Origin of the sequence: Chitinophaga solisilvae (genome assembly GCF_009928525.1) — a bacterium.
Taxonomy (GTDB): domain Bacteria; phylum Bacteroidota; class Bacteroidia; order Chitinophagales; family Chitinophagaceae; genus Chitinophaga; species Chitinophaga solisilvae.
In genome coordinates this window covers 40,461-60,610 of record NZ_JAABOK010000010.1, presented here as the reverse complement: position 1 = coordinate 60,610, position 20,150 = coordinate 40,461, and the positions used below count along the sequence as shown (strand labels likewise).

Below are 20,150 nucleotides of genomic sequence, written 5' to 3'. Positions count from 1 at the left end.
CATGCATTACCTGCCCGGTTGGACAGGGTTATTACCTACATGGCAGATCCGCTGCCAACCGGGGGTAAGGCATCATTTAACTGTGTGAAAAGAAAAACAAACTAGCGACAGAAACCAAAGTTAGTGGAGCCTGCGCAGGAGATGGTATTTGTGCAGCTTCCATTCACCGTACCATTGCAGAAACCGTTCTGGCAAAGGTTGTTGTTAAAGGATTCCATTTGCTTTACGCTGGTAGCTATGGCAGCAAATCCGCCACTGATTGTACCATCGTTGTTCTCTTTCAGATCACTGATGAAGAAGGATTGAACTCTTTTTTGCATAAGGCTTTATTTTTCAGGTTAAACTTCCGGCGCGTGTATGTTCTATATGACCAAGGGAGGGTATGGTGCTGTAGTAGCCATACCAGTCTGTTCGGGTTAATATATTACGGCTTGTAACCGCTCTCAACTAAGGTAATTAATATTTAAAATAAACAAAGTAAAACTTACAACTAGATTAATTACCTATTCCCGGCTGCTTTCAGACGCCTATAATACTTTGAACCAAACCCGATATATACTTAAAATAAAAAGGAGAATAACGCTGATGCGTATTCTCCTTTTTATTTTGATATGCTATTCCTCGTGATTTTCTGTGACAAGAATTCTGAAAAATTCTTACACCATCCTCATCACAAATTCACCAGTTGTATCCCCACCATAATCGGATTCCTCAACAGAGAACCATACGTTCCGAAAGTCGGTATCAGCGCAGAGATAATAAACGACTGGTTAATTACAAAACCAGCTGTTACCTGGCTATGTAAAAATGCTTTATGCTCCAGTTTAAGATTATCATAGAATCCGCCGGAACCGGCATAATAACCGGTAGTACTGAAAAGGAACGCCTTTATTTTCTTATTGGAAGTAGATACGTCTGCATATAAATCCAGGTGCAGACTCCCGCTTCCTGCCGCCTCTATGCCGGTTTTATTGGTAGCTACCGGCAGATCTCCGGTTCCTTTCAAACCGAGATTACTGAAAAAAGTAACCGAAGGCGATTTGGTATAAATCAACGGCATAATTGCATCTACAATCGCATTACCGCCACCGGCCAGTAGTTTTGCCTGGCTCTTTTCAACACCGGTAGAATCATCATTTGCGGTGGCCATGGCTGTACCGAAGCTCAGTCTCAACAGATCCCCTACTGCGCCGGAGGCCAGCTCAGAGTACACCACGCCTCTGTCAAGATTCCCCTGAACGCCGATGCTCCGGAAAAATTCACCGCCTTTACCCAGGATATCATTCCAGATTTCTCTGTTTGAAAGGCTGGCATTGCGGTTGCATAGAGTAATGGCGTATCTGTTGAATGCTTTGATTTCATCCTGCAGATTATTAATTCTATCCTCGTAAGCAGCTTTTCGCTGATCTGCCTCGTTAATTATTTTAATAAGACTATCTGCCTTACCATTTAAAATATCTTTATCTTTTAAATCGTCCAGCGCTTCAATATACTTTTTGTTTGTTTCTATGATGTCTATTTCCCTTTGCAGTAATAGCTGATTTCGCTTTAACTCAATATTGACAATATTCAGCGAGGTATAATTCAGCTGAACCGGTTGCTGTTTCGCTTTTAAAGTCAGATGGTATACCTTTTTCAAGAGCATATCCCGTTCCGCTGCAGATAAGACTGTTATATCATTGGTGGCAACAACCACCTTATAGATTGCCTCCAGATTCTTTACCGAAGTACTATCCAGGTTAATTAATGAATCCAGGTACCTGAATTTATCCACTTCCGTGGATTTAGATAATCCTGTAGCAATCAGATTGCTGCTTAAAGTGTTTTTTTCAGTGACAGTCTGCGAAGATCCTGCAGTAACTTTTTTCCTGTATGCTTTCGTGACAGGATCATAGTTACCGAGCTGAGCAAAACAGTTTAAAGAAATAAATAATGTGACAAAAATGAAAGAGAGTACATGTAATTTCATATAGTATAGGAATTGAGGTTGATAACTTGGGATAAATATACTAAAAAAGACAAACAGCCATAACCGTTTCAATAAATCTTCCTGCAGGGAATATCTCTTCCGGACACCGGAACACAGGAATACCCACAGCATGTAACAGGGCAACCTTCCTCCCGCCTCGCAGCCCGCTGGTAAATCAGCTCCATGCAGGCTGAAATACTGCCATCAGATCCAATCCATCTTCCAAAAAAAATAGTTGGCAGCTCCGGATAATATCCTGTTTGTAACAGGAAGCAATGCAGATTAATTAAAGTATCTGGTACCGCATTTTTATCTGCGCATGACTGTATTCAAAAAATCGCAGGAAGAATAGCACCATCATATATCCCGGAAAATCCAACCGTATTTTTCCCGTATTTTATTTTGTATGGAATCCAAATTATTTTCTTACTTTAACAATAACAATGCTAACAAGCAGTCACACAGATAGATGTCATACAGACAGATGTCCCTCAATTTATTTTTAAACCTCAAAATACCATCACTATGAATTCCGAAAACAACATCGCTTTAGGGGATTTAGCGCCATTTGTATTACCGTTATGCTACATAGCATCCAGCCAGGACCCTGTAAGTAACATCAAAAAACTGGATGGCCCGTGGGAAATGATATGGCGCAACGGAGATGCCAGCGATCCCAATTTCTTCTATGTTGCAAAAAATGATACGCAAAAACTGGTTGCGCTGATTATCAGAGGATCTGTTATCAGCAAAGGCATTTTTAGCGAGTGGGATGCTTTTGTAGACTGGATTGTAGAAGACCTGAGTGATGAATTGGTATACTGGCCCTTTACCAGTGAAGGCTGGAATTTTACCAACGGCGAACCTCCTTGTATAGGAGCCGGCTCCTATATTCTTCTCTCGCAGATGATCAATGCGAAGAATAAAATGGAAGGAAAGGCGGCAGACCTGCTCCACAAATTTCTCTTTAACTTCAGCAAAGCTAACCCCGGCTATCAGCTGGTTATCGGTGGGCATAGTCTCGGTGGTAATACAGCAAAAGTATATACCTCCTTTTACCTGGATTATCTTAGTAAAATTGAGCATTCTCCCGAAGCAATGGCGCAGGTCAGCCTTTGTACCTTTGCAGCGCCTGCTTCCGGAAACGTTGCCTTCACCAATGATCTGGATGCAAAACTGACGCAGCAGATTCATTATCAGAATACGAGCGATGTGGTGCCCTTTTTCCCGACCTACAGCGGAATGGATTATGTGAAAGATCTGTATCACCCGCATCCTTCTGCCCACACTATAGAGATAGGTAAGGATCCTTTCGGAGGTACCATATTCCTGAGCGCAGCTATAATGATGCTGGCAGGGAAATTAAAAGCCCTGAATTACAAAGAACCAAATATGCGTTATCTTAAGCCACTTAATATAAAGGTGATAGAAAAAGAGGGAATCATTGAGAATAATGCACTGGCCTGGATGGGGCAGGCAGGAGCCCAGCATCAGATCGGGGTTTACGCAGCTTTTCTGAATATACCACTACCTAAGATTGACACGGCTATTTCACCGGATAACGCAAAGAATAAAACGACTGAAGCACTGGCATTATAACCAGCTCCAACAACATTCTTTATACATTAAAGGCACTGATAAAATTTATCAGTGCCTTTAATACCGTGAACAGATATTCAACCTGCCAGGCAGGCTACTTTAAAAAATTTTCCAGATAACCTGCAATCACCGGTGTCTGCTGCATCAGACCAACATGTCCCTGTCCGGGCACAATGGCCAGCTGTGACTTAGGCACTCCTGCAAAGTCTGCACTGATACCACCTCCCAGCAACTGATAGGTTTTTATCAGCTCCCCTTTATCCATTCCATCATTGTCGCCGGAGATGATTAATACCGGCGCCGTAATTTTCGCAATATTCTCATCTCCCAGGTCAAATGGCTCAGCAGCGCTGGCAAACATCTGTTCCAGAAACTTAGTCCATTTTGTTTTATCAGGTGCTACGGCATCATAGGCAGCTTTCATAGGCGTGTTGTCGAAAAGCTCCGGCTTCAGTGATTTAAATGCGTTGTTTACCTCCGGCCGCCAGCCACTGCTTTTATGGGTAGAAGATATGATGACCAGGTGTTTTAACCGCTGGGGATATTTTATGGCAAACTGATAAGCCACCTTGCCGCCGAAACTGTACCCTATAATATCGGCGTTGTCTGTTTTGAGATAATCCATTAATGCTTCCACATCATCCGCCAGTGTTGCAAGTGATAGCTTTCGGTCTGTATACGGCGTGTGCCCATGTCCCTGCAGTTCAACAGCAATTACTTTTCTGTTTTTTGCCAGCTCCGGGATTAACCGGCTCCAGTTGGTGCCAATAGTCATATAAGCACCATGCAGTAAAATTACCGGGCGTCCTTCGCCATACACCTCATAATACATCTGAATGCCGTTTACCGGCGCATAGCCGCTTTGGGAAGGTTTAATGTTTTGTCCGCCGGACGTGGAGGCTGTAGTCATAATTATTGCAATTAGTAGTATTGACTTAATAAGAAGAGATGTTTTAAAAAACTTTTTCATATCCCTGAAACAATTTTGATCCGGATTTTTGCTGACAATACAAAACTAAGTATCGCCGAAGGATTTCATCAGGTGTAAAAACGACAACTTAGGGGTAAAATTCCGGCAAAAATCCGGCTGCAGGAGCGATTCATGAAATGCCGATAGCCTGACAGGCAACCTTACATGACATTATTTCCCATTTGCGTAAGTATTTTTCCTAATTACGTAAACTAACAGTTTCCGGCAACGATAGTTTTGCCTGTCTTAACCACTATGATAATGAATCAACGCTATTTGATAAACAACCGGATGACAGCAGCCATCCGGCGCTATTTCACTCCCGCTATCCTTTTATTGAGTCTTGTAATACCTTTGCTGACAACAGCACAGCAACAGGGAACAGGCACAGTTACCGGAATCATTTTAAACCCGGCAGGCAACCCGGCAGTAGCTGTTACCGTAGCTATTCCTGCGTTAAACAAAGGTGCAGTTACGAACGATGACGGGCATTTCCTGTTATCCGGCGTTCCGGCAGGCAACCACCAGCTGCGTGTTTCCGGAGTAGGCGTAAAGCAGGAAGAGCGGAGAATAAACATCCGCAGCGGAAAAACTACAGTCGCTGATTTCACCCTGCAGCCAATGACCGGAGAGCTCCTGGAAATAGCTGTCACCGAAAAAAAGAACCGTTATAAATCAGACATCCCTTCCTCTTCCCTACGGTTAAATGAGCCACTGAAAGAAATACCGCAGAATGTACAGATCGTTACCTCCCGGGTACTGGCCGATCAGCAGATACTTTCCATGGCCGATGGCGTGCAGAAACTGGTGAGCGGCGCTACCCGCGTTGAACACTGGGCCGATCTTTACACCCGTGTCAATACCCGCGGATCACGCGCCAGCGCCTTCCGTAACGGCGTGAATGTCACCTCCAGCTGGGGACCTTTAAGTGAAGATATGAGCATGACAGATCATATTGAATTTGTAAAAGGCCCTGCCGGCTTTATGATGAGCAATGGCGAACCAGCCGGGATTTATAACGTAGTTACCAAAAAGCCCACCGGCACAGGATTTAACGGGGAAGCCTCCTTTACCATGGGTAGCTTTGATTTGTACCGTGCCTCCCTGGACCTGGACGGTAAACTCGAAAAAACCGGGAAGCTGCTCTACCGCTTAAATGTTATGGGCCAGCAAAAAAACTCATTCCGCCCCAATGAATATAATAACCGCTATCTCCTGGCGCCGGTCATCACTTATAAAATCAACGATCAGACTACACTTACCGCAGAATATACCTACCAGCATGTAAAGATGTCTGACCCCGGAAGTGCGTACTCCTTTTCCACCGCAGGCTATGGCGTACTACCCCGCGATTTTACATTGGTAAGCAGCGGTCTTACCCCCACCAACATTGATGATCACAGTGCCTTTGTAAATCTGCAGCACCAGATCAGCAGTCAGTGGAAACTCACCGCGCAGGTAGCCTACTTCGACTATGCACAACGGGGCGCCAACATCTGGCCGGATGCGGTACATCCGGATGGCACCATCAGAAGGGGAATGGGCAGCTGGGATGCCAGGAGCCAGTATAAATTTGCACAGGCCTATGTGAATGGCGATGTACAGACCGGTATAGTCCGTCACCGCATCCTCGGCGGACTGGACATGGGTACCAAAAATTTCATGGCCGACTTTAACCAGTATTTCCTGCTGGACTCCGTTGGGGGAGAATTTGATCCCCGCCATCCCAACTACGGACCTCCCAATAACGGTTATCCTGTATGGGACTGGAACACGCCACTGAACCAGCGTGGCACCAACATCAATGATCAGTCCTACACCGGGTTGTATATCCAGGATGAACTGGGCTTCTTTGATAACAGGGTTCGCCTCACACTGGCAGGACGCTACACCTATGTGAAACAAAATGAAGGCGGTCCCACTTATGATGCAAAGAAGTTTACTCCCCGCCTGGGCCTGAGCGTTTCCATTGATAAGCAAACCGCTGCCTATGCGCTCTACGATCAGTCATTTATTCCGCAAACCGGGTTCTTACGGGACAGCAGCCAGATCAAACCTCAGACAGGCAATAATCTGGAGCTGGGCATAAAACGGGATTGGATGGATAGCAAATGGAGCACTACCCTCTCCGTTTATCGTATTATCCGGAAAGGCGAGCTGAGATCGGATCCCAACAATCAGCCAACAGAAAAATTCTCCGTTGTGCTGGGACAAACAAAAACACAGGGCATTGAGTTCGACATGAAAGGGGAGTTACTGCCAGGATTAAACCTGCTGATCAATTATGCCTATACTGACGCTAAAATTGATCAGGCCACCAAAGCCATTCCTGAATTAAAAGTTGGTGACCGCGTTCCCGGTTATGCCACCCATAACGCAAACGCCTGGCTGAGCTATAAACTCGAAAAAAGCGCACTGAAAGGACTGGGATTTGCCGGCGGGTTCTCCTATCTGAAAAATCGTGACAGCTGGACCTGGACCGGGCATGATGACATTGCCGGATTACCGGATTATTTCCGCCTGGATGGCAGCCTGTTCTGGGAGAAAGGAAAAATGAGGATCACCGCCAATATCTATAACATACTGGATAAATATCTGTATACCGGTACTTATGAAGACTGGGCAAAATTTTATTCCTGGCAAACCGAAGCTGGCCGTAACCTCAGATTTAATATAGCTTACCGCTTCTGATAACTTCCATTTAAAGCAAAAGCCGGTTTATGGATAAACCGGCTTTTGTTTTTATATAGTATGTTGCAATTGTTAAAACTGATCAGATCCAAATAACGCCTCATTCAGTATATAACTGGAACTTCTGCCACCGTTAGGTTCTTTAATCAGTATCTTCTGATCCATCAGATCCTGTATATCACGAATAGCGGTATCCTGAGAACATTTAGCTATTTTAGCCCATTTGGAAGAAGTAAATTTACCTTCAAACCCATCCAGCAATTTGTTCAGCATCAGTTGCTGCCTGTCATTCAGTTTCCGGGTAACAGGATTGTCCCAGAATTTTGCTTTCCTGATCACAACTGCAAGCGCCTGATCTGTAGCCACCAACGCACGTCCCAAACACTGCAGAAACCATTCTACCCATGCTGTAATATCCAATGTGCCTTTTTGCGTTCTTTCCAGCATATCATAGTAAACGTTTCTTTCAATTCTGATTTGAGCTGACATACTATAAAACCGCCGGGATGTTTCATCAGCCCTTGCCAGTTGCATATCTGTAATGGCACGGGCAATACGACCGTTCCCATCGTCAAACGGATGAATAGTGACAAACCACAGATGTGCGATAGCCGCTTTTATCATCGGGTCGATTATTAATTCCGTATTGAACCAATCCACAAACTGATTCATCTCTACGTTCAGTTTATCGGAATCCGGCGCCTGAAAGTGAATTTTTTCCCTGCCCATTCCTCCTGAAATAACCTGCATGGGATCATCCTTTGCGTTATTGCGCCAGGAGCCTACAACAATCTTATACATCCCGCTGTAACCTGTCGGAAACATGGATGCCTGCCATCCAAACAAACGCTCATTTGTTAACAATCTGTCATAATGCTGTGTTGCGTCGAGCATCATCTCAACTACGCCTTCTACATTCCGGTCAGCAGGGATCAATCCTGCCACTTCTATTCCAAGACGACGTGCAATGGAAGATCTCACCTGGTCATGATTAAGTATTTCCCCTTCAATCTCACTGGATTTCAAGACATCCAGTGTCAACATTTCCAGCGTAGCTTCGTCCTGCAGATTAAATCCTAATCCTTCCATACGTCCTAACAACCGGCCTTGCCGGTAACGTAAGTCTGCCAGGATTTGAGCAATTCTTCCGTTATCCCATTGAAAATGTGGCCAGTCTTTCAATTGATGAATATAGATATTACTCATTTTATACACCTTATCTGTCAAATATATCAAATATTCGCCTCAGACCTGCATATTCTCCGCACATTCTGCGTAGATTAACCTGTTTATTCTCCGCGAAAAACGATCATTTTTTTTCCGAATGATAAAACCTCCTCTCCTGGCCCATCTTCCGCTGATCTGCTGCAATAAAATTCCTCCGGGTAATTATTTCTTCAAAATATTTTACCGAACGTTTGGTAAAATAAAATATTCCCTTACCTTTGTACCATGAGACCGCAAAAAACAAACGACACCCGGCTGATAGAAGGACTGATAACAGTTCTCCAATCCAGGGGTTTTGAAGGCGCCAGTCTCAACGACCTGGCGCAAGCCGCAGGCCTGCAAAAGGCAAGCCTCTACCACCGCTTTCCGGGCGGGAAGCAGGAAATAGCCATCACCGCGCTCAGACACGTGCAGGCATGGATAAAAGATCACATTTACCTGGTGCTCACCCGGCAGGACATGGCCCCTGAAGCTAAACTGGACCTGGCCCTGCAACATATCCGGGAACGGTATCAGCAAGGAGAGAAAAACTGCATCCTGAATGCCCTCTCCTTCGATTCCGGCTTAACCGGAATAAAAAATGAAATCAGTACATCCATGCAGTTGTGGATAGATGCATTTACCGCGCTGGGCACCGGACAAGGACTTACCACATCCCAGGCAGACGCCAAAGCCAGGCAGGTGCTTATCCTCGTGGAAGGCAGCCTCGTACTGGCCAGAGGATCAGGCAATACCGCCTACTTTCATCAGGCACTGGCAGAACTGAAAAAACTTTATATCAATACCTGAAAAAATTTTTCATTTTAATTTTACCGAACGTTCGGTAATATCATTTCATCTTCTTTAAAACAAATAATATGAACAGCGTAAAACACCACACCACCACCGTAAACGGAATCGATATCTTCTACAGAGAAGCCGGTCAGAAAGGAAAACCAGCTCTGGTATTATTACACGGATACCCCACCTCCTCCCATATGTACCGCAACCTGATGCGCTCACTGGCAGACGATTACTACCTGATTGCTCCCGACTATCCCGGCTTTGGCAGAAGCGCCCAGCCCCACATGGCCGACTTTGAATATTCTTTCAACAGCTTCGCCGGCATCGTACAGGGACTGCTGGACCAACTCGGACTGGACCGCTACAGCCTCTACCTCATGGACTACGGCGCACCGGTAGGATTCCGCATAGCCACCGCACATCCGGAAAGAATTGAATCCCTCATCGTGCAGAATGGCTGCGCCTATAACGAAGGACTGGAACAGTTCTGGGATCCCATCAAGGAATACTGGAAAGACAAAAACAACAAAGTTGCGGAACGTACCCTGGAAGGATTTCACAGCATTGACGGCCTGAAATGGCAATATACACACGGCGTATCCGATGTTACCACAGTAAGTCCTGATAACTGGGAAAACGACCTGCGTCACCTCCTGCGCCCCGGCAACGACAGAATACAATTGCAGCTGTTCCATGACTACCAGCATAACGTTACCTTATACCCTGAATGGCAGCAATACTTCCGCACCTACAATCCTGAAATGCTGATTGTGTACGGCAAAAACGACTACATCTTCCCGGTAGCCGGCGCTGAAGCCTACAAAAAAGATGTGAAGAACCTGCAATACCACCTCTACGATGCCGGCCACTTCGCACTGGAAACTCACGGAGATGAAATTGCTGCCACCATCCGGGAATTTCTCAGCAAAAAGGTTACCCGCCGGACACAAATAACCGCCTGATTACATCATATCCGGGAGCGCGCTGTCACCACCACTCCCGGATATTCTACTCCCTAAATACACATGCACATGATACCCGTACAGGATGCCCTTGTCATTTTCAGCGCCGCCATCTTCGGCAGCTCCGTCAATGCTGTTGCTGGCGGCGGCGGTTTTGTATCCTACCCGTCACTGATATCCGCAGGCGCAGGCCCACTGGCAGCCAACGCCATCAGCACCGTAGCCCTGTGGCCCGGAAACATGGCCAGCTTCAGGGCTTACCGCACCGATGCAGACTACAGCTGGAAACAAACCGGTCCGCTTATCATGGCCATTACCCTGGGCGGGCTGATCGGCTCACTGCTCGCAGTAAAATCATCTCCCGCCCTCTTCAGCAGGTTTGTACCGTTCTTCCTGCTGTTCACCTGGCTGGTGTTCGTCTGCAGCCCTGTCATCATCCGCCGTTTTCTTGCCGGACCACAACAGCACACCGGCATTGCCGGAAAAACAGTTATCCTGCTGCTGACCGGCATCTACGGCGGCTTCTTCGGAGCCGGACTGGGCATGCTGCTGCTCACTATCTTCAGCTTCCTCGGATACAGGCAGCTCAACGAAATGAACGGACTCAAAGTACTGCTGGTATCGTGGAACAATGGCATCGCTGCCATTACCTTTATCGCCTCCCGTATGATTATCTGGGAACATACCCTCATCATGCTCACCGGCGCACTGCTGGGAGGATACTATGGCGCCAGGCTCGCCAGAAAAATACCGCAGGCCGTACTCCGCAAAATCATCGTTGTACTGGGAGCCGTCATCACCCTGCTTTTCTTCCTGAAAGAATATTATCCGCATTAAATCATGACCACATGAAACTTCGCCATCTTTTTCAAATCTTTTTAATCTCCCTGATTATGACACCTGCTTTAACTACCGCCGCAAAAGAACTGCAAAACAATTACCCGGTATATCATAACACAATACTCATCGATGGTATTAAAATTTTTTACCGCGAAGCCGGCGATCCGGCGAAACCCACGCTGCTGCTGCTGCATGGCTTCCCTTCTTCTTCACATAATTTCCGGACGCTCATACCCCTTCTGAAAAATGATTTTCATATACTGGCCCCGGACTATCCCGGTTTTGGATTCAGCGACATGCCTCCCATGACTGCCTTCGATTATACATTCGACAACTATTCCCGCTACATCGAAAAATTTCTTCAGCTGAAAGGGGTGGATAAATGCAGTATGTACCTGTTCGATTACGGCGCACCGGTAGGCATGAGAATCATACAGCGGAATCCTGCTATACTGGAACACCTCATCGTACAGAACGGCAATATTTATGCAGAAGGGCTGAGCGATATACTAAAGAATTACCGGAAAAATATTGATGCCAACACCGAAGCATCACGCGCAGAAGTATATAAAGCCTTTGAACTGGAGTATACCATGTTTGAATATTTACATGGTGTGGGCGACCCTTCAAAGGTATCGCCGGAAAGCTATCAGCTGGACCAGCTGCTGATGGACAGGCCGGGCAACAAAGCCATACAATACCAGCTGAAATATGACTACCGCTTCAACATAGCAGCATATCCACAGTGGCAGGAAACCTTGCGTAAGCTCGCTCCCAGGGTACTGATTGTATGGGGCGAAAATGATCCCGTATTCCTGAAACCCGGCGCCCTTGCATTTAAAAAAGATATTCCTGCCGCTGAAATACATTTTTATCCTACAGGGCATTTTGCACTGGAGGAATATGTTACAGAGATAGCGGACAGGATACGTACTTTCCTCAGATAACCATAAAAAATACTTCTTCATCTGACAACATTCCGATAGGGTATATTAAGTACTCTTAAACAATAAAGGCGCTGATTTCCATCAATGCCTTTTTTGTTTTAACAAGAAAGAAAACGGGAGATAAAAAACCTGTGCTACCTTTGCGCTGTTATCAACGGTAGTCTCCCATATGCATCAGGAAACCGCACATATTTCCATTCACCGCCACCGCACCGATGCGCCTGTTGTAAAGGCCAGAATTGTGCTGCAGCATAATATGTTCACCTTTTTGCTGTCAGGTGAAAAAACCGTTCACTTTGCAGGCACGCAGGTTACGGTAAAGCCGCACCAGTTTGTGATGCTGGCCGCCGGCAACTGCCTCATGAGCGAAAAAGTGGCGGCAAAAGATGCGGGCTATCACAGTATCCTGCTGGTATACGACCGCAAGCTGCTGTCCGGCTTTTTTAACCGTCATCCTTTTCTCTCCGGCCAGCTACCTGCGCAGACTGATAACCTCCCCTTTCTCCTGTTCGAAAAAGATGAGTTCCTCGTGAACTTCATCCACTCGCTGGACTGCATGCTCAGAAGTGATATGCCTATACATCATGCGCTGCAAAGGATAAAGCTGGAAGAATTGTTTCTATATCTTGCCCTGCACTATCCCGGACAGATACAACAGATCCGGAACATGAGCGATGAGGCCAGTGAAGACCTTGTCATCCGGCAGGCAGTTACCTCACATATCAACAATAACATTACGGTAGAAGAACTGGCCTTCCTGTGCAACATGAGCCTCTCCTCCTTTAAACGCCGGTTCGCACGCATATATGATAACAGTCCCAACAAATGGCTGCTGGAAAAAAGAATGGAAAGAGCCGCCCACATGCTGCGCCAGGAAAACCGCAAGGCAAGCGAGATCTATTATGAACTGGGTTACGAAAACCTCTCCAGTTTTATTCAATCCTTCAAACAGATTTATGGTGTAACCCCTAAACAATATCAGTTATCAAACTGAACGTTTAGCTACACTTTTTGAACGGTTACCTATCCTTTGCCGCCTCTCTCCCGCTGTACCTTTGAGTCATCATTCAAATAAAAAAGTAAAGATGATGACAACAGCAACAACAGCGGCCGCTTTAAGCAGCCAGACCTTCACCCTGAAAAGCAACGGACTGGGCGGGCAGCTCGGCATACAGCAATATGCCAACGGTATGGGATATAACGGAGCAAATCAGTCGCCCCAGCTGTACTGGGAACATGCCCCGAAGGGAACGCAATGCTTTGCCGTAACCGTCTATGACCTGGATGCACCCACCGGCAGCGGCTTCTGGCACTGGGTAGTTTTCAATATCCCTGCAGACATACAGGAGTTACCCGCAGGCGCAGGCGATCCCTCCAAACGGCTACTCCCCGATGGCGCAGTACAAAGCAATACTGATGCCGGCATACCCGGTTACATCGGCGCAGCACCGAATGATGGCCCTGCACACCGCTACCTCATCACCGTACATGCACTCAGTAAAAAGCTGGAGCTGGACCACCATGCCACGCCCGCTATCGTTGGCTTCAACATGCACTTCGCCACATTAGCGAAAGCCTCGCTGATTGTTTACGGACAAAAGCAATAAAAAAACCTGCCCCGGCACAACAGCCGGAGCAGGTTACCCTGCTGATTAGGATTGTTTTGGTTATGACAGAAACTATAATTTGAGATTTGGTTATTTGAGATTTTGTAGCTTATCCTTGTTTTCTTTTGTACCGGTAAGTACAAGGGAAAACCAGGATAAGCTACAAAATCTCAAATAACAAAATCTCAAATAACCGCTCTTCACTCGCCATTCATCATTCGTAATTCGTAATTATTTTCTTTCTGCTTCATGAATCGCATATACCGTTTTCACCACTGCATCAGGTGTTACGGAAATGCTATCAATACCTTGCTGGATAAGTAATTTGGTAAACTCCGGGAAGTCGGATGGTCCTTGTCCGCAGATGCCGACTTTCACGCCATGGGTTTTGGCGGCCTGTATCAGCCGGGAGATCATCCGTTGTACGGCCGGGTTCATTTCGTTGTACAGGCCAGCTACCAGCGCCGAGTCGCGGTCGATACCCAGGGTCAGCTGTGTGAGGTCGTTTGAACCGATGGAGAAGCCATCTATATAAGGTGCAAATTCTTCTGCCATCATAATATTGGAGGGCAGTTCCGCCATCAGGTATACTTCCAGGCCGTTGTGGCCTCTGGGCAGGCCGCAGTTCTTCATGACCGCCAGCACCTGTTCCAGTTCCTCCACTGTTCTGCAGAAAGGTATCATCACTACTACGTTGTTCAGCCCCATGGTGTCTCTTACTTTCCGTATGGCTTCACATTCCAGGCGGAAGGCGGGTTTGTATTTCTCGGAATAGTAACGGGAGGCGCCTCTCCAGCCAATCATCGGGTTTTCTTCTTCGGGTTCAAAATATTTACCGCCCAGCAGGTTGTAATATTCGTTGCTCTTGAAATCGGAGAAGCGGACAATCACCTTACGCGGATAGCAGGAGGCGGCTATCTTCCCGATGCCGAAGGCCAGCTTGCTGATAAAATAATCTTCTTCATTATCGAATCCCCTGATCAGGCGCGCTATTTCAGCGGAGAGTGCAGCATCCTGCAACGTGTGGTGATGGAGTAACGCTAACGGATGTACTTTAATGTAGTTATTGATGATAAATTCTTCCCTGGCCAGCCCTACACCATTATTGGGCAGGTGTGTAAACTGAAATGCCATATCAGGCGAGCCTACGTTCAGCATCAGGGGGGTGCTGATAGCCGGTAATGCTGACAGGTCTATTTCTTCTTCTATGATTTCCAGGCGGCCGTCGTACACGATGCCTTCAGTGCCTTCCGCGCAGCTGACGGTGATCTGCTGCTCGCCGCTCAGCAGCTCAGTAGCGTTACCACAGCCCACCACCGCCGGAACGCCCATTTCACGGGCTACGATGGCAGCATGACAGGTACGTCCGCCTTTGTTGGTCACGATAGCCGAGGCCATCTTCATCACCGGTTCCCAGTCGGGGTCCGTCATATCCGTTACCAGTATGTCTCCCGGCTGAAAATCCGTACCGGCAGACAAGCGGTTATCGAGGGAGAAAAGGATCCTGACTTTTCCGGCAGCTATTTTATTTCCGACTGCAATACCCCGTAATATTTCGCGGGCAGGCGCAGCGCCGGCAGCTATCCGCTGGGAGGTCACGATGTTCCTGTCTTTCCGGGAATGAATTGTTTCCGGCCGGGCCTGTACAATGTACAGGTCCTGGCTGTAGCCATCCACCGCCCATTCAATATCCATGGGGCACCACCTGCCTTTCTTCCCGGAGTAATAGGTTTCAATACGCTTCACCCATTCTGCGAGCAGCATAATCTGGTCATCGGTCAGACAAAACTTTTGCTGTTGCTGCTTTTCTACCGGGATGATGCGCGTACGTTCATCACTATGTTCGCCATAAACCATTTTCTGGTCCTTGTTACCGAGTTTCTTTTCGAGAACAGGCATATAACCTGTGCCCAGCAATGGTTTGTACACAATAAATTCATCCGGGGAGATAGCGCCCTGCACCACCATCTCGCCCAATCCCCATGCGCCATTGATGAGCACCACATCCGGGAAGCCGGATTCTGTGTCCAGCGAAAAGGCTACGCCGGAGGCGCCGAGGTCAGAACGCACCATTTTCTGCACACATACGGACAAGCCTATACTAAAATGGTCGAAGCCAAAATTTTCCCGGTAGCTGATGGCGCGGTCGGTGAAGAGGGAGGCAAAGCAGTTACGGACTGCATCTATCAATGCAACGGGGCCGCGTACGTTGAGGAAGGTTTCCTGCTGCCCGGCAAAGGAAGCATCCGGCAGATCCTCTGCCGTAGCGGAAGAGCGGACTGCCACATCCGTCTGTGTATGGCCGTAGGAGGCTGACAGCGCATGATAGGCTGCAATAATTTCTTCGCTGAGGTCATGCGGGAAGCGCGTACTGGAAATAGCCTGGCGGATTTTTTTACCGGCTTTCCGCAGGGAGGTAATGTTGTTGTAGTCAATCTGCCCGATCTGTTCTTTAATAAACTGTTCCAGTCCGCTGCGTTGAATAAACTCGTAATATGCTTTCGTCGTGATTGCAAATCCGGCCGGAATTTTTACGCCGGTGCTTTTAAGGCCCCGGATCATTTCTCCCAGGGAGGCGGATTTCCCTCCTACCAGGGCAATAGCTTCCATACCCACTTCTTCCAGTGGCAGCACGATGTTTTCGCTCATCGGTTTGAATTTAATAGTTAAGGAAGCGGCTGATCGTCTTCCATACGTGGTTGTAAATGATATCGTGCCGGAAATTAGCGTGTAGCGGGATGATTTAAGGGAGGAAAGGATGATTGCCGAAAACAATTCATGAAAAAGAATTCAAACCCGATTTTTTTTCGCCTAAATGCTTCGAGTTGCCTATTTTTGATCAAAAACAGGCCATGAGCTTTGTACCTGACATGACGGATATGTGTATTTTGGACATACTTCAACAGGATGCACGCACCACCAATAAAGAAATCGCTTCAAAACTGGGCAAGTCCGTTACTTCCATCTTTGACAGGGTAAAGCGTCTCGAAACAGAAGGATATATCCAGGGGTATGTAGCTGTGCTGAACCGCTACAAGCTCGGCAATGCGCTCGTTGCCTATACCAGCGTAACGCTGGAGGCGCATGGGCACGACCGGTTGTCTGCCTTTGAATACAAAATGAATTTTTTCCCGGAGGTACAGGAATGCTATAAGATGAGTGGTCAGTTCGATTACCTCCTGAAAATAGTCGTAGCCGATATGGAAGCCTACGATCAGTTTTATTCTGCCCGCTTATCCAAACTGGATAATATTGCCAAAATACGCAGCTTGTTTGTATTGGCGGAGACGAAGCAGGAAAAGCAGCTGAATCTGAAGAAAATAAAATAATTACGAATTACGAATTGCGAATTACGAATGTAGGCGAAGATTAAAGCGAATAAAGAATTTATTTTCGCTTTAATCTTCGCCTACATTCGTAATTCGCAATTCGTAATTCGTAATTATTTCTGAAATATAATCCCATCATCACTCACATCCCTCTCATACATATGGTTCAGCAGGGAAGCAAATTCTGCGGGGCCGCCTTTTTTATCCAGCGATGGAATGCGTAACAGGGAGAAGCCCTTTATCTGGTCCAGGAGATCTGCTACGGTTACACCACTGATATTGCGGAGGTGGTGCGGTACGAATTCCATGATGAGGACGCGGGTATGTTGCAGGATTTGCTGCATACCTTTCAGGGCGAAATATTCTGAGCCTTCAATATCCATGAGGATCAGTTCGAAGTCTCTGCGTTCAAAAAACTTGTCAAGGGGAACAGCCGGAACAAGGACTTCTTCCGGTTTATCGTAGCTGTAGATGTAGTGGTCGTTGACCGGTTTACGTTTGCTGCCGCCGGAGTTAGCCCTGTTGAGAAGAAATTTCAGGGATTCTTCCTTATCATTGGCTGCAACGTTGAAAATGCCGCAATTGGTGATGTTATTGAGGCGGATATTCATTTCCAGCAGGCGGAAGTTGTGCGGGCTGGGTTCTATGGCAGCTACGTATCCGCACATGGAGGCCAGCGGGATAGCGATGGTGCCTACATGTGCGCCTACCACCAGTACGTTGGACGAGGGGGAGAGCACGCGGGAGAGCGATTTCAGCAGGCGCTCCCCGTAAGCGCCGTCCCGCCGGATGTCCCAGCCTACGCCATAATCTTCCGGATCGCAGGCGAACAGGCCGCGGGCTGTTTCCGTAATAATGGCTTTACAATGGGGACCCAGCAGCTTTCTGGTGTAGGCGCCTACGCCCAGCATCTGCTGAAATTCATCGGTCCCTTCTTTATGCAGGATATTTTCCAGTTCATTACCGCTGGACAGGTAAAGATGGCATATACGCTGCAGGGCGGCCCTATCCTCCTCTGTGATAGTATGGCCTTCTAAAACAATGGTATTGGATGTCATATGGCAAAATTTACAGTGGCTAATCAAGTATAGTACCTACTGCATTCTGTTTCGCCTCATTCACAAAATGGCCTGCAACGGCAATATCGAAAACTGACATACCCATCGGGTTAAACATAATAGCACCTGCATTCTTCAGCAGGTCTGCATAACTCCCGCCTGCCAGCGAGACAATGTTATACACGTGTTCCTGCTGTAGTCCGTAATGCAGATGCATTCTTTCAATATCTGTATTTTCCCGGCATACTTCTTCCCAGTCATCAACAATAATCATGTCTGCATACCTGATCCAGGAAGCGTCATAATCGCGCAGCGACACGTTCAGGTGCAGGGAACATGGCTTCGGCGGCAGGTTGATGTAAGGCTCATCGGACACGGTGCAGGTGATGAAAACATCTGCGTCTGCGAAGGCTTCCTGCCAGGAATAGCAGATATGCACCTTGTCAGGGTGAGGTAATTCATTCACCACTGTACCGCAGGGCCGGATGTCGTATACCTTCAATACTTCCAGGTGTTCGCCCAGTAAGGTCTGCAGCATTCCTGCATGCAGCCTGCCTATTGGCCCCATGCCTGTTATACCTACCTTCACCGGCTCCCTGCCATGTTGCTGCAGCCATAACTGCAGCATCAGTCCGGATACCGCAGCAGTACGTATACCGCTTATCAGCGGGGTGTTGATGATGCTTAACGGCTGGCCGGTACCGGCATCATTCAGGATGGTAACCGAGTGTGCCCGCCGGATACCTTTCTCCAGGTTATCCGGGAAGCTGGCTATCCATTTGATACCGGCAAGCTCCGTTTCTCCGCCGAGGAAGCCCGGCATGGCAATAATCCTGTTCTTCCTGTTCCGGTAACGCAGATAAGGTTTTACAGGCTGGGCAAAATCTTCTTTTGCCATTGTGTTGCAGGCGTTATGTATGACAGCAATAATTTCTTTCCAGTTGATTCCGATTTGGTTGATATCATTTTCATTGAGATATAACATATATCAGGCATTAACGATAGAGGGGTGACTTAAAAATGTTTTGTCCCTGATACCCATGGCATATCCGGGTCTGAATTTCACCAGGTGCATATGGATCAGGAAGCGTGCATAAAACTTATACCCACGGAGGGTTTTGAGTATATCGAGGCATCTGTCTTCATAATCGCCGAACAGCTCCCTGAAGGAAAGGGTTTCCACATCGCCGTCAAGATCCCAGAAGGGACGCCGTATGGAGCCGGCATCGATGTAGTTCACCTGACATATTTTTTCCCTGGCTCCCTGTTTAAAGCGCCTGATCTTCTCCCACACACATTCACCTTCCTGTGTTACATCCCATTTAAACCAGTTCCTGTGCAGGAAGAGGATATTCTCTGCACTGTCATGCTGTACCATGGTAAGCCCATACAGGAAACCGTTGTCAGACAGCTCAAATCCGCAGGTACCTACAGCTGCAGGGATCATGTAATACCGCGTACCCAGGGCTTTCCAGGCAAACCTGAAAGTATCCTTATCTCCCAGCAGCATCTGATAATAATATTCATGTTTCAGGTTAAAATACATGCAGAGATTCAGTTCCAGCCAGCATTTTTCCTTATGGACGAGCAGCTGTCCGCTTTCCTGCTCCTGCGCATGATAATCGGTGTCGCCGATGATTTCCCAGATGGGATTGATTTTATCTGTTTTCCAGAAGTCAGGCCAGAAGATGGTGCCGTAGGCCTGATAAAGTACATCGCTGAAGAGATACGACGGATCGGTCAGGCAGTTGTTGTCGGCATCCAGGAAAAGTATTTCCCGGAACCTGCTGTGCAGGATGGCAAATGGTTTCAGGACAAGTCCCTTTACGTCTTCGTTTGTCGTATAGTCGTTACTGTTAATGCATTCAGCGCCCAGCTGCCGGAACGCGGCGATGGTTTCTTCGTTGAGTTCAGCGCCGGTATACCAGATTTCAACGGGCAGCTGGCAGCCGTTGTTCCTGAGCATACTGATATTAACCCATGCACATGTCACATGGGTAATACCGCCGGCACAGATGACAATACCTTTTCCTTCGAAGCCGCCAGGGTATGGCGGGATAGTGGCGGCGTAGTCCTGCCACCCTTGTTTCAGCATGGCAATAGTGTGTGCATTCGCGCGAAAATCGTTTTTCCGGATAAAGTTTGACGTAAATGTATTCATATGGTGG

General features: G+C 47.2%; 17 protein-coding genes. 9 read left to right on the top strand and 8 right to left on the bottom strand.

Annotation, left to right across the window (positions count from 1 at the left end):
• Positions 1-101: 101 nt before the first annotated feature.
• Together GWG06_RS20500 and GWG06_RS20495 are read right to left on the bottom strand one after the other, a co-directional pair.
• Positions 102-320, bottom strand: a complete 219-nt coding sequence (locus GWG06_RS20500) for a hypothetical protein (protein ID WP_127043964.1) — start codon at positions 318-320, stop codon at positions 102-104.
• Positions 321-670: 350 nt separating this feature from the next.
• Positions 671-1,774, bottom strand: coding sequence for a hypothetical protein (locus tag GWG06_RS20495; RefSeq protein ID WP_160715610.1), 1,104 nt, complete (start codon positions 1,772-1,774; stop codon positions 671-673).
• A 720-nt stretch (positions 1,775-2,494) separates the two neighbouring features.
• Between GWG06_RS20495 and GWG06_RS20490 the strand changes: the two genes are divergently transcribed.
• On the top strand, positions 2,495-3,568 hold the full coding sequence (locus GWG06_RS20490; protein WP_160715608.1) for a lipase family protein: 1,074 nt from the start codon (positions 2,495-2,497) through the stop codon (positions 3,566-3,568).
• Between the two features lie 94 nt (positions 3,569-3,662).
• Here GWG06_RS20490 and GWG06_RS20485 read toward each other — a convergent pair whose 3' ends face one another.
• Positions 3,663-4,478, bottom strand: a complete 816-nt coding sequence (locus GWG06_RS20485) for an alpha/beta fold hydrolase (protein WP_160715606.1) — start codon at positions 4,476-4,478, stop codon at positions 3,663-3,665.
• Between the two features lie 321 nt (positions 4,479-4,799).
• On the opposite strand from GWG06_RS20485, the gene GWG06_RS20480 reads away from it, so the two are divergent.
• Entirely contained in the window at positions 4,800-7,229 is a 2,430-nt protein-coding gene (locus GWG06_RS20480) for a TonB-dependent siderophore receptor (protein WP_235938448.1), read from the top strand.
• 72 nt (positions 7,230-7,301) lie between these two features.
• On the opposite strand, the gene GWG06_RS20475 is transcribed toward GWG06_RS20480, so the two are convergent.
• Positions 7,302-8,435, bottom strand: coding sequence for a Fic family protein (locus tag GWG06_RS20475; RefSeq protein WP_235938446.1), 1,134 nt, complete (start codon positions 8,433-8,435; stop codon positions 7,302-7,304).
• Positions 8,436-8,681: 246 nt separating this feature from the next.
• Here GWG06_RS20475 and GWG06_RS20470 point away from each other — a divergent pair, with 246 nt between their 5' ends.
• From GWG06_RS20470 to GWG06_RS20445, 6 genes are all read left to right on the top strand, one after another.
• A complete protein-coding gene (locus GWG06_RS20470) occupies positions 8,682-9,245 on the top strand; it encodes a TetR/AcrR family transcriptional regulator (RefSeq protein WP_160715604.1) in 564 nt (187 codons plus the stop codon).
• Between the two features lie 68 nt (positions 9,246-9,313).
• Entirely contained in the window at positions 9,314-10,201 is an 888-nt protein-coding gene (locus GWG06_RS20465; RefSeq protein ID WP_160715602.1) for an alpha/beta fold hydrolase, read from the top strand.
• 69 nt (positions 10,202-10,270) lie between these two features.
• Positions 10,271-11,038, top strand: coding sequence for a sulfite exporter TauE/SafE family protein (locus GWG06_RS20460; RefSeq protein WP_158631298.1), 768 nt, complete (start codon positions 10,271-10,273; stop codon positions 11,036-11,038).
• Between the two features lie 56 nt (positions 11,039-11,094).
• Complete coding sequence (locus GWG06_RS20455) at positions 11,095-11,988, top strand: alpha/beta fold hydrolase (RefSeq protein WP_160715599.1); 894 nt, start codon at positions 11,095-11,097, stop codon at positions 11,986-11,988.
• A gap of 169 nt (positions 11,989-12,157) precedes the next feature.
• Positions 12,158-12,982 (top strand): helix-turn-helix transcriptional regulator, encoded by an 825-nt coding sequence (locus tag GWG06_RS20450; RefSeq protein ID WP_160715597.1) that lies wholly within the window; start codon positions 12,158-12,160, stop codon positions 12,980-12,982.
• 91 nt (positions 12,983-13,073) lie between these two features.
• On the top strand, positions 13,074-13,595 hold the full coding sequence (locus tag GWG06_RS20445; RefSeq protein WP_160715595.1) for a YbhB/YbcL family Raf kinase inhibitor-like protein: 522 nt from the start codon (positions 13,074-13,076) through the stop codon (positions 13,593-13,595).
• A gap of 231 nt (positions 13,596-13,826) precedes the next feature.
• Here the strand turns inward: GWG06_RS20445 and ppsA are convergent, their stop codons facing one another.
• Complete coding sequence (ppsA, locus tag GWG06_RS20440; RefSeq protein WP_160715593.1) at positions 13,827-16,244, bottom strand: phosphoenolpyruvate synthase; 2,418 nt, start codon at positions 16,242-16,244, stop codon at positions 13,827-13,829.
• 203 nt (positions 16,245-16,447) lie between these two features.
• On the opposite strand from ppsA, the gene GWG06_RS20435 reads away from it, so the two are divergent.
• On the top strand, positions 16,448-16,924 hold the full coding sequence (locus tag GWG06_RS20435; RefSeq protein ID WP_127034074.1) for an Lrp/AsnC family transcriptional regulator: 477 nt from the start codon (positions 16,448-16,450) through the stop codon (positions 16,922-16,924).
• A 113-nt stretch (positions 16,925-17,037) separates the two neighbouring features.
• Here GWG06_RS20435 and GWG06_RS20430 read toward each other — a convergent pair whose 3' ends face one another.
• From GWG06_RS20430 to GWG06_RS20420, 3 genes are read right to left on the bottom strand one after another with little or no spacing between them, the layout of a single operon-like run.
• Positions 17,038-17,982 (bottom strand): FkbM family methyltransferase, encoded by a 945-nt coding sequence (locus GWG06_RS20430; RefSeq protein WP_127034072.1) that lies wholly within the window; start codon positions 17,980-17,982, stop codon positions 17,038-17,040.
• Between the two features lie 19 nt (positions 17,983-18,001).
• Complete coding sequence (locus tag GWG06_RS20425; protein WP_127034070.1) at positions 18,002-18,967, bottom strand: 2,3-diaminopropionate biosynthesis protein SbnB; 966 nt, start codon at positions 18,965-18,967, stop codon at positions 18,002-18,004.
• Positions 18,968-18,970: 3 nt separating this feature from the next.
• Entirely contained in the window at positions 18,971-20,143 is a 1,173-nt protein-coding gene (locus tag GWG06_RS20420; protein ID WP_160715591.1) for an alpha-mannosyltransferase, read from the bottom strand.
• Positions 20,144-20,150 lie beyond the last annotated feature (7 nt).

Excerpts from the sequence above, each read along its gene's own strand:
- GWG06_RS20500 (WP_127043964.1), bottom strand. The coding sequence starts at position 320 with ATGCAAAAAAGAGTTCAATCCTTCTTCATCAGTGATCTGAAAGAGAAC.
- GWG06_RS20490 (WP_160715608.1), top strand. The coding sequence starts at position 2,495 with ATGAATTCCGAAAACAACATCGCTTTAGGGGATTTAGCGCCATTTGTA.
- GWG06_RS20485 (WP_160715606.1), bottom strand. The coding sequence starts at position 4,478 with ATGACTACAGCCTCCACGTCCGGCGGACAAAACATTAAACCTTCCCAA.
- GWG06_RS20480 (WP_235938448.1), top strand. The coding sequence starts at position 4,800 with ATGAATCAACGCTATTTGATAAACAACCGGATGACAGCAGCCATCCGG.
- GWG06_RS20475 (WP_235938446.1), bottom strand. The coding sequence starts at position 8,435 with ATGAGTAATATCTATATTCATCAATTGAAAGACTGGCCACATTTTCAA.
- GWG06_RS20470 (WP_160715604.1), top strand. The coding sequence starts at position 8,682 with ATGAGACCGCAAAAAACAAACGACACCCGGCTGATAGAAGGACTGATA.
- GWG06_RS20465 (WP_160715602.1), top strand. The coding sequence starts at position 9,314 with ATGAACAGCGTAAAACACCACACCACCACCGTAAACGGAATCGATATC.
- GWG06_RS20460 (WP_158631298.1), top strand. The coding sequence starts at position 10,271 with ATGATACCCGTACAGGATGCCCTTGTCATTTTCAGCGCCGCCATCTTC.
- GWG06_RS20455 (WP_160715599.1), top strand. The coding sequence starts at position 11,095 with ATGACACCTGCTTTAACTACCGCCGCAAAAGAACTGCAAAACAATTAC.
- GWG06_RS20450 (WP_160715597.1), top strand. The coding sequence starts at position 12,158 with ATGCATCAGGAAACCGCACATATTTCCATTCACCGCCACCGCACCGAT.
- GWG06_RS20445 (WP_160715595.1), top strand. The coding sequence starts at position 13,074 with ATGATGACAACAGCAACAACAGCGGCCGCTTTAAGCAGCCAGACCTTC.
- ppsA (WP_160715593.1), bottom strand. The coding sequence starts at position 16,244 with ATGAGCGAAAACATCGTGCTGCCACTGGAAGAAGTGGGTATGGAAGCT.
- GWG06_RS20435 (WP_127034074.1), top strand. The coding sequence starts at position 16,448 with ATGAGCTTTGTACCTGACATGACGGATATGTGTATTTTGGACATACTT.
- GWG06_RS20430 (WP_127034072.1), bottom strand. The coding sequence starts at position 17,982 with ATGACATCCAATACCATTGTTTTAGAAGGCCATACTATCACAGAGGAG.
- GWG06_RS20425 (WP_127034070.1), bottom strand. The coding sequence starts at position 18,967 with ATGTTATATCTCAATGAAAATGATATCAACCAAATCGGAATCAACTGG.
- GWG06_RS20420 (WP_160715591.1), bottom strand. The coding sequence starts at position 20,143 with ATGAATACATTTACGTCAAACTTTATCCGGAAAAACGATTTTCGCGCG.